Origin of the sequence: Brachybacterium sp. J144, assembly GCF_036321705.1 — a bacterium.
Taxonomy (GTDB): Bacteria; Actinomycetota; Actinomycetes; order Actinomycetales; family Dermabacteraceae; genus Brachybacterium.
The window spans coordinates 184823-198115 of sequence record NZ_JAZDCG010000001.1 but is presented as its reverse complement, the minus strand read 5'-3'; the positions used below and the strand labels follow the sequence as shown (position 1 = coordinate 198115).

12 protein-coding genes and 1 riboswitch are annotated in these 13293 nt (G+C 74.7%); of the genes, 9 read left to right on the top strand and 3 right to left on the bottom strand.

Going from position 1 to position 13293, the window contains the following annotated elements:
• Window positions 1–4 precede the first annotated feature (4 nt).
• Complete coding sequence (locus V1260_RS00865) at window positions 5–1342, top strand: sensor histidine kinase (protein ID WP_329744902.1); 1338 nt, start codon at window positions 5–7, stop codon at window positions 1340–1342.
• Window positions 1330–1971 (top strand): response regulator transcription factor, encoded by a 642-nt coding sequence (locus tag V1260_RS00860; protein ID WP_329744901.1) that lies wholly within the window; start codon window positions 1330–1332, stop codon window positions 1969–1971. Before V1260_RS00865 ends, V1260_RS00860 begins: the two co-directional genes overlap by 13 nt.
• Window positions 1972–1992: 21 nt before the next feature.
• On the opposite strand, the gene V1260_RS00855 is transcribed toward V1260_RS00860, so the two are convergent.
• Complete coding sequence (locus tag V1260_RS00855; RefSeq protein ID WP_329744900.1) at window positions 1993–2592, bottom strand: class I SAM-dependent methyltransferase; 600 nt, start codon at window positions 2590–2592, stop codon at window positions 1993–1995.
• Window positions 2593–2742: 150 nt separating this feature from the next.
• Between V1260_RS00855 and V1260_RS00850 the strand changes: the two genes are divergently transcribed.
• Window positions 2743–3957 carry a glycosyltransferase gene (locus tag V1260_RS00850; protein WP_329744899.1) on the top strand — a complete coding sequence of 405 codons (1215 nt, stop codon included), beginning with the start codon at window positions 2743–2745 and terminating at the stop codon, window positions 3955–3957.
• The gene (locus V1260_RS00845) at window positions 3954–4748 is read left to right on the top strand and encodes a PIG-L family deacetylase (protein WP_329744898.1); all 795 of its coding nucleotides are present in this window, start codon (window positions 3954–3956) and stop codon (window positions 4746–4748) included. Before V1260_RS00850 ends, V1260_RS00845 begins: the two co-directional genes overlap by 4 nt.
• Before the next feature lie 36 nt (window positions 4749–4784).
• On the opposite strand, the gene V1260_RS00840 is transcribed toward V1260_RS00845, so the two are convergent.
• Complete coding sequence (locus tag V1260_RS00840; protein WP_329744897.1) at window positions 4785–5501, bottom strand: endonuclease/exonuclease/phosphatase family protein; 717 nt, start codon at window positions 5499–5501, stop codon at window positions 4785–4787.
• Window positions 5498–6577, bottom strand: a complete 1080-nt coding sequence (locus tag V1260_RS00835) for an ADP-ribosylglycohydrolase family protein (RefSeq protein WP_329744896.1) — start codon at window positions 6575–6577, stop codon at window positions 5498–5500. The genes V1260_RS00840 and V1260_RS00835 overlap by 4 nt, the downstream gene beginning before the upstream one ends.
• A gap of 84 nt (window positions 6578–6661) precedes the next feature.
• Here V1260_RS00835 and V1260_RS00830 point away from each other — a divergent pair, with 84 nt between their 5' ends.
• The 5 genes from V1260_RS00830 to V1260_RS00810 all read left to right on the top strand — a co-directional run bounded on the left by V1260_RS00830 (window position 6662) and on the right by V1260_RS00810 (window position 13261).
• The gene (locus tag V1260_RS00830) at window positions 6662–7483 is read left to right on the top strand and encodes a hypothetical protein (RefSeq protein WP_329744895.1); all 822 of its coding nucleotides are present in this window, start codon (window positions 6662–6664) and stop codon (window positions 7481–7483) included.
• A 174-nt stretch (window positions 7484–7657) separates the two neighbouring features.
• Window positions 7658–9703, top strand: a complete 2046-nt coding sequence (locus V1260_RS00825) for a M13 family metallopeptidase (RefSeq protein ID WP_329744894.1) — start codon at window positions 7658–7660, stop codon at window positions 9701–9703.
• Window positions 9700–10266 (top strand): hypothetical protein, encoded by a 567-nt coding sequence (locus tag V1260_RS00820; RefSeq protein WP_329744893.1) that lies wholly within the window; start codon window positions 9700–9702, stop codon window positions 10264–10266. Before V1260_RS00825 ends, V1260_RS00820 begins: the two co-directional genes overlap by 4 nt.
• Before the next feature lie 34 nt (window positions 10267–10300).
• Window positions 10301–10406: riboswitch (TPP riboswitch) on the top strand.
• Between the two features lie 46 nt (window positions 10407–10452).
• Entirely contained in the window at window positions 10453–11046 is a 594-nt protein-coding gene (locus V1260_RS00815) for an ECF transporter S component (protein ID WP_329744892.1), read from the top strand.
• 7 nt (window positions 11047–11053) lie between these two features.
• A complete protein-coding gene (locus V1260_RS00810) occupies window positions 11054–13261 on the top strand; it encodes an ATP-binding cassette domain-containing protein (protein ID WP_329744891.1) in 2208 nt (735 codons plus the stop codon).
• Window positions 13262–13293 lie beyond the last annotated feature (32 nt).

Here is a 13293-nt window from a genome sequence, read left to right as displayed (position 1 = left end):
AGCCATGACCTCGATGACCCTCCCCCACCCGTCGGCGGACCCCGCCGCGCAGCCGGCGCGCCCCGTCCCGCAGTGGACACCGGGCGCCTGGGCCTCCCGGATCGGCCGCTTCCTCGCCTACTCGTTCCTCGCCGTGGTGCTCGGCACCGTGGGCTTCTCCCTCGTGATCACGCTGCTCGCGGCCGGCATCGGCACCGTGGTGGTGTGGATCGGCCTGCCGATCCTGGTGGGCGGCGTGTTCGTGGCCCGCGGCTTCGCGAGCGCCGAACGGGCACTGCAGTCCGTCGTCCTCGGTCATCACCTGCCGACCCCGCTGCCGAAGCGGTCACCGGCCGGAGCCGGCTGGATGCGGCGGACGGTCACCCCGCTCACCGACCCCCAGCGCTGGCTGGACTCGCTGTGGGTGCTGGTGAACTTCCTGCTCTCGCTGATCACCTTCCCCCTCGCGCTCGCCTGGGTCCTCGGCGCGATCGGGACCGTCGGCGGACCGCTCGCGACCCTGATCCTCGAGAACGTGCTGCCCGCCGACGACCGCAGCGCCTTCGCGGACCTGCTCGGCTTCACCGGGCCCCTGGCACTGACCATCGACATCACGCTCCAGGTCGTCGTAGGCCTGCTCTTCCTGTTCACCGTCGGCCCCGTGACGAGGGGCCTGACCGCGCTGCACCGCAGCGTCGGCCGCGGCCTGCTCAGCTCCCGCTACGAGGAGCAGCAGCTCCTGGTGCGCGCCGAGGAGTCGCGGGCGGCGGGCCGCTCCGCCGAGTCGACCGCCCTGCGGCGGCTCGAGCGGGACCTGCACGACGGACCCCAGCAGCGGCTGGTCCGCGCCTCGATGGATCTGGCGCGCGTCGAGGCGCTCGCCGCCAAGGATCCGGAGCGAGCGCAGCAGGTTCTGCGCGAGACCCGCGAGCAGCTCGGCTCGACCCTGGACGAGCTGCGTCGGCTCTCCCGCGGCATCGCCCCGCCGATCCTCGTGGACCGGGGGCTGCCCGCCGCGCTGCAGGAGCTCGCCGCGATCTCCCCCCTCCCCACACGGGTCGAGGTGCCCGAGCTCGATCTGCCCGAGCACGTCGAGATCGGCCTCTACTACGTGGTGTCCGAGGCTCTGACCAATGCCGCCAAGCACTCCGGCGCCACCGAGGTCGTGGTGGAGGTGGCGCGGATCGGGGAGGATGTGCGCGTGAGGATCGAGGACGACGGACGCGGCGGGGCGGAGCTGCGCACCGGCGGCGGGCTCGCCGGGCTCGCGGGGCGGGTCGCCTCGCTCGAAGGGCGCCTCGACGTCCGGTCCCCCGCCGGGCACGGCACCCGGATCGAGGCGGTGATCCCGTGCGGGTCCTGATCGCCGACGACTCCGCGCTGCTGCGCGAGGGGCTGCGCCTCCTGCTCGAGGAGGCCGACCACGAGGTGGTGGGCACCGCCGCGACCGGCACCGAACTGGTCGTGAAGGCGCTGGACCTGCGGCCGGACCTGGTCATCTCCGACATCCGGATGCCGCCGTCGCACAGCGACGAGGGGCTGCGGGCCGCGCAGGAGATCCGTGCCAGCTGGCCCGAGGCGCCGATCGTGCTGCTCAGCCAGTACGTCGTGGTCGGCTACGCGACGGAGCTGATCGAGTCCGGGGAGCGGGCGACCGGCTACTTGCTCAAGGATCGCGTGTTCGACCTGCGCGGCTTCCTCGAGTCGATCGAGCGGGTAGCCGCGGGCGGCGTCGCGATCGATCCCGACGTGGTGGCCCAGGTGCTCGCCTCCCGGCGGCGCACCCCGCTCGACGACCTCACCCCGCGCGAGCGGGAGGTGCTCGAGCTGATGGGCGAGGGGCTCACGAACGCCGGCATCTCGCAGCGTCTGTTCCTCAGCACCGGGGCGGTCGAGAAGCACACCCAGCGCCTCTTCGCGAAGCTCGGGCTGAGCGAGGACTCCGGGGTGCACCGCCGCGTGACCGCGGTGCTGACGCTCCTGGGGCGGTGAGGACCGGGCCCGACGCCGGGCTCAGCGCAGCTTGCGCGCCAGCGTCGTGATGACGTGCCAGTGCTTGCGGTCCTCGAGGAAGCGGCCGTCCTCGTCGCGGATCGAGCGGTCGATCACCTGGAAGTCGCGGAACATCTCGTCGACCTGCTCGAGCGGGAGGGTCGCGATGTCCGGTCGGTCCGCCCAGGTGTCATTGACGCCGAAGACGTCCACCGCCATCACCCCGCCGCGGGGCAGGGCGTCCACGAGGCGCTGCCAGGTGACCGCGAGCGCCTCGGGCCCCAGCAGGGACAGCGTGTACGTCGAGTAGACGATCTGCGCGGCGGGGAACTCCTCGACCTCGGCGATGTCCCCGTGGTGGAAGCGCACCGAGCCGGACATCCGCTCGTTCTCGACGAGCCGGGCGGCGAGGGTGTCATCGGTGTCGTAGGCGTGCACGGTCCAGCCGTGCCGCGCGAACTGCAGGGAGTCGGCACCGGCACCGGCACCGAGGTCCAGCACCACCCCGGGATGGCGCTGGCCGCCAGCGGTCGCGATCGCCCTCGAGACCAGGCGGCGCGCAGGACGACCCGCCGCGTGGGCGTTCAGCGCCGCCCAGTCCACCTTCTGCGCCGTATCCATGCCTGCCAGGCTGTCCCACCGTGATTCCTTATTCAACTTCTCGTGACCCAGGACGCCCCGTTTTCGTCATAGGCGAACACAACCCGTCGCGAACCCCCATCGCACGGCTTCCCGACATCGGGTCGGGCGGCGCCGCCTACTATGACTGCCATGCCTGACGCTCCTGCGCGGATCGCCGCGATCTCCCTGCACACCTCGCCGCTCGAGGAGCCCGGTGGTGCGGACGCCGGCGGCATGAACGTGGTGGTCCTCGAGCAGTCCCTCGCCCTCGCGCGGCGAGGTCACGAGGTCGACCTGTTCACCCGCCGCCGCGATCCCGACGCCCCGGCCGTCGTCGAGGTGGCCGCGGGGGTGCGGTTGCACCATCTTGACGCCGGCCCCGCCGCCCCGCTCGCGAAAAGCGCGATGGAGCAGGCGATCCCCCCGTTCCGCGAGGCGCTGCAGGCGGCGCTCCGCGCCGGCGGCCATGACCTCGTCCACTCCCACCACTGGTTCAGCGGGGTGGCCGCCCTGCCGGTGGCGCAGGAGCTGGGGCTCCCGCACCTGCAGTCCTTCCACTCGGTCGCCGCGCCCGACGGTTCCACGACCCTCGACGCCGGGGAACCGGCGGAGTCTGCGGGCCGCATCCCCGGGGAGCGTCTCACCGCCGCCGCCTCGGACCTCGTGGTCGCGGTCTCCGAGGCCGAGGCGCGCACGGTCGCCGAGCGCTACGGCGTGCCCGGGGAGCGGCTCAGCGTGGTCCGCCCGGGCGTCGACGTCGAGCGTTTCCGGCCCTGCCCCGATCTGTCCTCCCGGCGCGAGCGGCCGACGCTGCTGTTCACGGCGCGGCTCCAGCCGCTCAAGGCCCCCGATCTGGCGCTCGAGGTGCTCGCCCGCCTCGACCCGGCCCTCGACGCCCGGCTGCTGCTGGCCGGTGGGGTCTCGGAGGACTTCCGCGACTACCGCGACGAGCTCGAGCGCCTCGCCGCGGATCTGGGGATCGCCGATCGCGTCGAGTTCGTCGGCTCGCTGGACCGCGACCGGCTCGCCGAGTCGATGCGCTGCGCGGGCGCCCTGCTGCTGACCAGCTGGTCCGAGACCTTCGGCCTGGTCGCCCTCGAGGCGCAGGCCTCGGGCACCCCGGTGCTCGCCTGGTCCTGCGCCGGTGGCGTCAAGGAGGCGGTGGGGCCGGGCGGTGTGGTCCTCGAGTCCCGCGACCCCGACGTCTGGGCGGAGTCCGTGGAGACCCTGCTCGGCGACGCCGAGGGGTACGAGCGCGCCGTCGCCGCCTCCCGCGAGTTCGCGGCGACCCGCACCTGGGATGCCGCGGCCTCCCAGCTCTCCGCCCTGTACCAGGGTCTCGTGCGCCCGGAGGGGACGGCATGAGCACCGATCCCTGGGCGCTGCTGGACGCTGCGCGCACGGTGCTGGTCGTCCACGCCCATCCCGATGACGAGACCCTGTCCACCGGGGCGCTGCTCGCCGACCTCGCCGCCCGCGGCACGCGCGTGGTGCTGCTGACCGCGACCCGCGGCGAGGAGGGCGAGATCGTGCCCGGCGCCGTCGACCCTTCCGATCCGCGTCCCCTCGCCGAGATCCGGGACGACGAGATCGCCGCGGCGACCTCCGCCCTCGGCATCCCCGAGCGGCACCAGCTCGGCACCGCCCCGGCCCTCGCCGCGGGCGCCGCCCCGCGGATCTACCGCGATTCGGGGATGCGCTGGATCCGGGAGGGCCTCGCGGGCCCGGCCGTGAGCTCCGGGGAGGACGCCTTCACCCGACGCCCCGAGGAGGACGCCGTCGCGGACCTCCTCGCCCTCCTCGACCACGTAGGACCCGAGGTCGTGATCGGCTACGACGACGCCGGCACCTACGGGCACCCCGATCACGTGCACGCCCACCGGGTGACCGCGGCCGCCTGCGCGCGAGCGGGGCTGCCGATGCTCGAGATCGCGAGCGGCGAGGAGCCGTCCGCGGCCGACGAGGGAGCCGCCGGCTTCTCCTGGAGGGAGCACCCCGGGGTCGCCGCGTCGGTGCGCCGTGCGGCGGAGGCCTATGGCACGCAGTTCACCGTCCTCGGGGAGGACCCGTCGGGCGACGGCACGCTGCGGATCCGGCACGTCGGCGGCCAGGACGACGCGGTGCGGATGCTCACCGGCCTGCGCGTGCGCTGCTGACCGCGGCGACCAGGTCCACCGAGCCCACCGCGCCGCTCAGAGGGTGACGTCGAGGAGCGTCGGCAGGTGATCCGAGGCGCCGGCGAGGCGCTCGGCGGGGACCCGGGTCGTGGCCGTCACGGCGCGCGCCGCGCGCACCCGCACGTCCGGCGTGGTGAGCACCGCGTCGATTCGACGCTGCGGACGGGCCGCCGGGAAGGTCCACTCGCTCTGCGCGGCGGGGTCGTGCAGCAGCGGCTCCAGCAGCGTGCGCGCCGCGCCGTCGGCCGTCTCGTTGAGATCGCCGCCGATGATCACCGGAGCGCCCGCCCCGCGCACCAGAGCCGCGACGTGCTCGGCGTGGGCGAGGCGGTTGTCCTGCTGCAGCGCGAAGTGGATCGAGGAGACCACGACCGCTCCGCCGCCCGGCACGGACAGCCGTACCGCTGCGACACCGCGCGGGTAGGTCGAGTTCAGGTCCGAGAGGGTCTGCGCGACGGGATGGGCGCCCCGCCGGATCACCTGGGCGGCGACGGCGTCGGTGGCGAGGATCGCGAGACCCCGGCCCCCACCCCCGCCCACCAGGATCCGCCGGTCCAGTCGGCGGGCGAGCCACTGCAGGCGCAGGGTCGGCAGCACGAAGCGCGGGGCCTCCTGCACGAGCAGCACGTCGGGCGCGAGATCCTCGACGGCCTCGATCAGTGCCACGAGGTCCCCGCGCAGCTCCCAGAGGTTCCAGGCCATGATCCGCAGGTCCCAGCCGTGGCCGGTCATCGCGCCCGCCCCTCGCCGCTTGCCGGCGCTGACTCGGGGGCGACCATCGGGGCGATTACCCGCTCGACGAGGCCCTCGAGCTCGTCGACCTCGTACCCGGGCCAGCCGAAGAGCACCCGGCGCCACTCGGGCGGGACCGCCTTGTCGCCGAGCGCCGCCCCCACCAGGGAGCCGGTGATGCAGGCGACCGTGTCGGTGTCGTAGCCGGCGCGGGCCGCCGCATCGAGCGCGCGCACGAGCATCTCGCGCTGGGCGAACTTCCCCTCGGGGATGGGCCCGGCGAGGGTGATCGCCGACCACGCCGCCTGGAAGGCACCGACCACCCAGCCGTTGCGGCGGAAGTGCGCCGGATGCGCCAGCTCGGCCTCCTCGATCCGCTCCGCCCAGAGGACGCGGCGCTCCTCGGGCAGCTGCGGGAGGGCGACGCGCACGTCCAGTTCGCCGGTGAGGATCGCGTGACGCACGGCGAAGCCCCACAGCAGGCACGCCTCGAGAGTGTCCTCGTGCACATGTGTGAGACCGCACACGAGCTCGATCGCCTCGGCGAGGTCCTCGTCCGGCGAGAGCAGGTACGGCAGCACGCTCGCGTGCACGCGCATCAGCGAGCCGTTGCCGGCATTCGCAGGGAGGTCCTCGTGGGCTGCCTGCGCCGCCGCCCGGAAGTCGGCGGCGCGGGGCGCGTAATGGCCCGCGGCCCGGGCGTGGTCCGCGGCGCGGCGCACGACGGTCGAGGTCAGGGTGCCGATGTCGGGGGTGCCGAGCGACCAGGAGTACCACTCCCGGGCGATGTGGTCCTGGGCGGACTCGACCCGCAGGTCGTGGCCGTCCGAGGCGGCGGCGGCGGCCTCCAGGACCACGATCGCCATCGAGGTGTCGTCGGTCCACTCCCCCGGCTGCCAGCCGAGTATGCCGCCGCCGATCATGTCGATGTCCTCCGAGTCCAGCACCGGGGCCTGGAACTCGTAGGGCGCTCCGAGGGCGTCGCCGGTCGCCGCGGCGACCACCGTCCCGACGGCGCGCCGACGCTGTCGGGGGTCGAGCCCGCTGCTGTCGGTCCTGGCTGCATCGGTTCTCACGAGCCACATCGTTCCACACCTCTCCCGCGCTTCCTGGGGTGATGCCTGATCCCGGTACCCTGGAGGGGATATCGAAGGAGCTCCATGACCGAGACCCCCGACGCCCTCGGGACCCCCGCGTCGGCCCCCGCCGCCGACCCGCACTGCGACGACCCCCATGACCACACCGGTCACGACCATCCGCCCACCGGCGCGGACCTCGTCCGGGACCTCGTCCGCGGCCTGTCGATCCAGGCCCTGCTGATCCCGCTCCTCGGCGTCCTGCTGCTGCTCGCGATCCTGCCCTTCGCGCCCACCAGCCCGGTGACCCTGCTCATCGGCATCCTGCTGGGCGCCGCGCATCTCGCCTCCCTCGTCGCGACGAGCCTGTTCGTCGCCCGCACCCGCCGCCAGCTGGCCGTGAACCCCGGTCTGCTGGCGGTGCGCAGCGCCGTCGAGGAGCTGCTGCGCGTCGCCGCGGTCCTCCTCGCCCTCGTGCTGTGGCCCGGGGACTTCCGCGCCGCGCTCGGCATCTGGATCGGGGCCGGCGCGGCGCTGGTGTGGCTCGCCCTCGCCACCGTGCAGACGGTCACCACACGGCGCCGCATCGCGCGACCCTCGGAGTGGTCCACGGAGGCGGTCGGGACCCTGCTCGCGCAGCGCGTCGGCGCCCGCTCGACCGTGATCATGCGCCTGCTGGACGTGCTCGGCGTGGTGCTCTTCCAGGTCGGTGCGACCGTGCTGGTGATCCTCTCGCCCGTGCTCGTGATCGGCACCGCCGTGCTGTCGGTCGGCTCGGGCCTGTCGACCCTCGTGCTGCAGCGCCGCCCGCCCGCCGAGCGCGCCCGCACCCCGTGGGCCTACGTCCCCCTCGCGATCGGCGTGCTCACCCTCGCCCTCGCCGCCCTGGGCCTCGCCCCGATGTGACCACTCCGCGGCGGGGCCGGGCGGGGCCGTCTCACCACCTCCCCTCCCCCAACCCCCAAAGACCAAGACGGAATCCCCTCCCCTCCCCCCCCCCCCCCCCCCCCCCCCCCCCCTCCTCCCCCCCCCCCCCCCCCCCCCCCACCGCTTCCCGCCCCGAACCTCCAGGAGCCGATGATGACCTCTGCGACGCCGCCCGTGAACTCCACTGACTCCGCTGACCCCGCAGTCCCTGCTCCCTCCGGCCTCGACCTGTCCTCGGTCGACACCGGGATCCGGGTGCAGGACGACCTGTTCGGCCATGTCAACGGCGGCTGGCTGGCGCGTCACGAGATCCCCGCCGACCGCTCGACCGACGGCGCCTTCCACGCGCTGCGGGACCTCTCCGAGGAGCGGGTGCGGGAGATCGTCGAGGAGGCGGCCGACGCCCTCGACCCCGCAGCCCCCGTCACCACCGACGCCCAGCGGATCGGCGCGATCTACCGCCTCTTCATGGACACCGAGGCGATCGAGGCGGCGGGTCTCGGCGGGCTGACCGCCCTGCTCGACTCCATCGGCGAGGCGGCGGACCTCCCCGCGATCGTGCGCACCATGGCCGCCCCCGATGCCGGGACCAGCGCGCTGCTCACCTACGTGTGGACCGACGACCACGATCCCAGTCGCTACCAGGTGCGCCTGCACCAGGGCGGTCTGGGTCTCCCGGATGAGTCGTACTACCGCGAGGAGCACGACGCGGAGATCCGCGAGGCCTATCGCGGGCACCTGGCGAACCTCGCCCGGCTCGCGGAGCTGCCGGGACGCCCCGGCCTCGTGGACGGCGATGCCGAGGCGCTCGCGGACGCCGTCTGGGGGCTCGAGACCCGGCTCGCCGCCTGCCACGTCGACGTGGTCCGCCTGCGCGACCGGGAGAAGTCCGCGAACCCGATGGACGCCGCTGCCCGGACCGAGCTCGCCCCCGCCTTCCCCTGGGACGCCTATCTCGAGGGGACCGGAGCGCCGGCGAGCGCCGTCGAGGTCGTGAACGTCGGCCAGCCCGAGTACGTCGCCGCCGCGGCCGAGCTGCTGGCCGGGGAGGATCTCGCGGTGCTGCGCAGCTGGCTCGCGCTGCACGCCGTCTCCTCCTACGCGCCCTACCTGCCCGCCGCGCTGGTCGACGAGGACTTCGCGTTCTCCGGCACGGTGCTCTCGGGCGCGCAGGAGCTGCGGGAGCGGTGGAAGCGGGGCGTGGGCCTCGTCGAGGGCGCGGTGGGCTTCGCCGTGGGCCGCGAGTACGTCGAGCGGCACTTCCCGCCCGCGCACAAGGAGCGCATGGAGCAGCTCGTCGAGGCGCTCCTGGAGGCGTACCGCCGCTCGATCTCCACCCTGGACTGGATGACCCAGGCGACCCGCGAGCGGGCCCTCGAGAAGCTCTCCGCCTTCACCACCAAGATCGGCTACCCCGAGGTGTGGCGGGACTACGCCGGTCTCGAGATCGTCCCCGGGGACCTGGTCAGTACCGTCCGGGCGGTGCGTCGCGCCGACGCCGAGTACGACTTCGCGAAGCTCTCCGGTCCCGTCGACCCCACCGAGTGGCACATGACCCCGCAGACGGTCAACGCCTACTACAACCCGGGCGCGAACGAGATCGTCTTCCCCGCCGCGATCCTGCAGCCGCCCTTCTTCGACGCCGAGGCCGACGACGCGGTGAACTTCGGGGGGATCGGGGCCGTGATCGGCCACGAGGTGGGCCACGGCTTCGACGACCAGGGCTCGAAGTACGACGGCACCGGAGCGCTGGTCTCCTGGTGGACCGAGGAGGACCGCGAAGCCTTCGAGGCTCGCGCCGCCCGCCTCATCGCCCAGTACGACGGCCTCTCCCCGCGCGATCTGGACGACTCCCGCACCGTCAACGGCGGGCTGACCATCGGGGAGAACATCGGCGACCTCGGCGGCCTCACCATCGCCGTGTCCGCCTATCTCGCGACCCGCCCGGAGGAGGAGGCGGCGGCCGAGCTCGACGGGTTCACGGGTCTGCAGCGGCTCTTCCTGTCCTGGGCGACGGTGTGGCGCGGCAAGAGCCGGGAGCAGGAGGCGATCCGCCGCCTCGCGATCGACCCGCACGCCCCCATGGAGTTCCGCTGCAACACGGTCGCCTCGCACCTGGACGCCTTCCACGAGGCCTTCGGCACCGTGGCGGGCGACGGGATGTACCTCGCGCCCGAGGACCGGGTGCGGATCTGGTGAGGCCGGAGGCGCCCTTCTACGTCGGCACCACCCGCCCCTCCTCGGTGGGCTGGACCCGCATCGCCCTGACCCTGGTCGCCGGGGTCGTGGCGGTCGTGCTCGTCGCCGGCCAGCTGCCGATGCCGGTGGCCGTCGCCGCCGGCGCCGTCTTCGCGCTGCTGGCCCTGTGGACCTGGATGGGCCAGTGGACGCGCTTCATCGTCGACGGCCACGGCGTGACCGTGAGCCTCGGCGGGTTCCTGCCGCGCGCCCCGTGGCCGCTGGCCGACTTCCGCACCGTGCAGCTGCGGGAGGTCCCGTCCTCGAGCGTCGGGGTCACCGTCGGCGGCTTCGGCTGGCGACGCGGCCGCGCGATGGCCGCGACCCCCGAGCAGGTGCGCCCCGTCGGCAAGTTGAAGGTGTACACCCTCGGGGAGGTGCAGGCGCGGTACCGGCTGCTGGTGACCCGCTCGGGCACCCAGGTGGAGATCATCTCTCGCGAGGGCGAACACTACCTCCTCTCCCCCGTCGACGTGGAGGCCACCGCCGCGGCGATCGAGCAGGCGATCCGCGCGCGGCGCTGAGCACCCCCGGCTCGCGGTAGACTGCCCGTCGGTCATCCACTGACAGGGGAGCACCACCGGGGTGCTGAGAGTGCGCGCAGGCGCAGACCCTCGAACCTGATCCGGGTCACACCGGCGGAGGGAGTCGGGATTTCCGTGCGGGACCCCGCGTCCCGCACGCCCCTTCCGGGATCGGAAGGAGACGTGATGAACCGTTATCGCACCATCGACCTGCTGGTCACCGTCCTGATCGGCGCGGCCTTCGGGGTCGCGTTCATCGGCTACGGACTGCTGTACTCGTTGATCGACCCCCTCACCTCGGCGTTCGCGCCGGCGCAGGGGCTGCTCGCGGGGATCTGGCTGCTGCCGGCCGTGCTCGCGGGGCTCATCGTCCGCAAGCCGGGCGCGGCGCTGCTCGCCGAGATGGTCGCCGCCGTGCTGTCCATGCTGCTGGGCTCCCAGTGGGGCTGGAGCACGGCCATCTCGGGCCTCGTGCAGGGCGGCGGCGTCGAGCTGGCGTTCCTGCTCGCCGCCTATCGCCGGCACACCCTGCCCGTCGCGATGCTGGGCGGAGTGCTCGGCGCCGCCGCGGAATGGGGCTGGGAGAAGCTCGTCTACTACCAGGAGATGAGCTGGCCGTTCTCGCTGATCATGCTCGGCTTCTTCCTGATCTCGGGGGCGCTGCTCGCCGGGGCGCTCGGCTGGCTCGCGACCCGCGCCCTCGTCGCCACCGGTGCCGTGGACTCCCTCGCCGCGGGTCGGGAGCACGCACGCCGGCCCGCCGCGGCGCCGACGAGATGATGGCGCCATGACGACCGCTCGCCCCGCCGTCGTCCTCGGGGCCGAGGAGGGCGCCGCGCCGGAGGAGCTCGTGCTGCGCGAGCTCCGCTGGCGACCGTGGACCCGGCCCGACCCGACGCTCGACGGCCTGACCCTGCGGATCCCCGCCGGGCAGCGGGTCCTCCTCGCGGGGCCGAGCGGGAGCGGCAAGTCGACGGTGCTGCGAGCCCTCGCCGGCCTCCTCGACCCGGAGGACGGCGAGCTCGCCGGCACCGCCCCCGGGCCCGCCGAGCGCGCCGGGCAGCGGGGGCTGCTGCTGCAGAACCCGTCGCAGGCGATGGTCGGCGCGACCGTCGCCCGCGATGCTGCGTTCGGTCCCGAGAACGCGGCCCTGTCCCGGCAGGAGATCCACGAGCGGGTCGCCGCGGCGCTCGAGGCCGCCCGCGTGGACGTCGAGGCGGGGCGCCCGCCCCTGGACTGCTCGGGCGGGCAGCAGCAGCGGATCGCGCTCGCCGGGGCGCTCGCCCTGCACCCGGGGGCGCTGCTGCTCGACGAGCCGACGAGCATGCTGGACCCGGCGACCGCCGCCGCGGTGCGGGACGAGATCCTGCGCGCCGCCGACGGCCGGACCCTCGTCGTCGCCGATCACGACGTCGCCGCCTGGGCGGACCGGGTGGATCGCCTCGTCGTCCTCGGGGCGCAGGGCCGGATCCTCGCCGACGGCTCCCCCGCCGCCGTGCTCGCCACGCACCACGAGGTGCTCGAGGCGGCGGGCGTGCTGCCGCGCGCCGAGGTCCCGCCGCCGTCGGCGCGTCCGCCCGCGGGATCCCCCGATCCCGCCGACGGGTCCGCCACCGCCGGGACCCGGCCCGGGGTGTCCCGCGGCGAGGTCGTCGCGGCGCTGCGCGGGGTGCGGGTCCCCGCGCGGGGCCTGCGCACCCCCGTCGACCTCGTCGCCCGGTCGGGCGAGCTGACCGTGCTGACCGGAGTGAGCGGCGCGGGGAAGTCGACCCTGTTGGACCTGCTCCTCGATCCCTCCCGCGCTCCAAGCACCGCCCCGACGCGTCGCGCGCCCGACGAGCCCGACGCTCCGGGCGCCGTCGACCGGCCCAGACCGGGCGGCATCGCGGCCGTCCCCCAGGACCCGTCGCTCGGGGTCGTGGCCGCGACGGTGCGGGAGGAGCTGACCGCGTCCCCGTTCGCGGATCCGGAGCGGGCGGGCGAGCTGCTGCGCCTCGCCGATCTCGCGCCGCTCGCCGACGTGCATCCGCACCGGCTCTCCGGCGGGGAGCAGCGGCGGCTCGCCCTCGCCGCCGCCCTCGCCCAGCGGCCCCGGCTGCTCGTGCTCGACGAGCCGACCGTCGGCCTCGACGCGGGCCGCTCCCGCGCCGTGCTCGCCCTGCTGCACCATGCGGCGGACGAGGGCTGCGCCGTGCTCGCCGCGACGCATGACCCGGCACTCGTCGCGGCGGCCGACGCGCGCGTCCACCTGCCCGCCCCGTCGGCGCCCGCCCGTCCGCCCGCGCCGCGGCGCGTCCCCGCCGACGCCCTGAACCCGCTGACCCTGTGCCTGATCGGGATCCTCGCCGCGATCGGGTCGTTCGCCGTGAGCACCTGGCAGGGCGGCCTCCTCGCCCTGCTGCCGCTCGTGGTGCTCGCCCCGCTCACGGTGCGCAGCCTCCGCGGCGGTCTCCTGCGCCTCGTGCCGGTGCTGCTCGCCGCCGCGGGACTCGCCTGGACTACGGCCCTGCTGGGCGAGGCGGCCGCACTCTCCGCGGAGGGCTGGCGGCGGGGCCTCGCCGAGGCGCTGCGGCTGACGACGTTCGTCGCGCCGGGGGTGCTCGCGCTCGGCAGCGTGGATCCGAGCGCGCTCGGCGACGCCCTCGGCGGTCGGCTGCGCTGGCCCGGCCGTCCGGTCGCGGCCGCCGTCGCGGCGCTCGTGCGGGTCGGTCATCTGCAGCGGCAGTGGCACCTGATCGTCCGCACGCGGATCCTGCGGGGCCTCGGCACTGCCCGCTCGCCGCGACTGCTCGCCGGGGCGACGCTGTCGCTGCTGGTCGACACCCTGCGCGGCGCCGAGCAGCAGGCGCTCGCGATGGATGCCCGCGGCTTCGCGACGGCCCGGCACCGCACCTGGTCGGTGCCGAGCCCGTTGAGCCGCGCCGACCTGCTGGGCCTGCTCCTCGCCGTGTGGCTGCTCGTCTGGCCGGCCGCGGCGGAGCTGCTGGTGCGCTGAGCGGACGCGCATGACAGACCGCAGGGCCGTAG

Bases quoted from the DNA above. Each gene is read 5' to 3' on its own strand.
- V1260_RS00865 (WP_329744902.1), top strand. From the start codon at position 5: ATGACCTCGATGACCCTCCCCCACCCGTCGGCGGACCCCGCCGCGCAG.
- V1260_RS00855 (WP_329744900.1), bottom strand. From the start codon at position 2,592: ATGGATACGGCGCAGAAGGTGGACTGGGCGGCGCTGAACGCCCACGCG.
- V1260_RS00850 (WP_329744899.1), top strand. From the start codon at position 2,743: ATGCCTGACGCTCCTGCGCGGATCGCCGCGATCTCCCTGCACACCTCG.
- V1260_RS00845 (WP_329744898.1), top strand. From the start codon at position 3,954: ATGAGCACCGATCCCTGGGCGCTGCTGGACGCTGCGCGCACGGTGCTG.
- V1260_RS00840 (WP_329744897.1), bottom strand. From the start codon at position 5,501: ATGACCGGCCACGGCTGGGACCTGCGGATCATGGCCTGGAACCTCTGG.
- V1260_RS00830 (WP_329744895.1), top strand. From the start codon at position 6,662: ATGACCGAGACCCCCGACGCCCTCGGGACCCCCGCGTCGGCCCCCGCC.
- V1260_RS00825 (WP_329744894.1), top strand. From the start codon at position 7,658: ATGACCTCTGCGACGCCGCCCGTGAACTCCACTGACTCCGCTGACCCC.
- V1260_RS00815 (WP_329744892.1), top strand. From the start codon at position 10,453: ATGAACCGTTATCGCACCATCGACCTGCTGGTCACCGTCCTGATCGGC.
- V1260_RS00810 (WP_329744891.1), top strand. From the start codon at position 11,054: ATGACGACCGCTCGCCCCGCCGTCGTCCTCGGGGCCGAGGAGGGCGCC.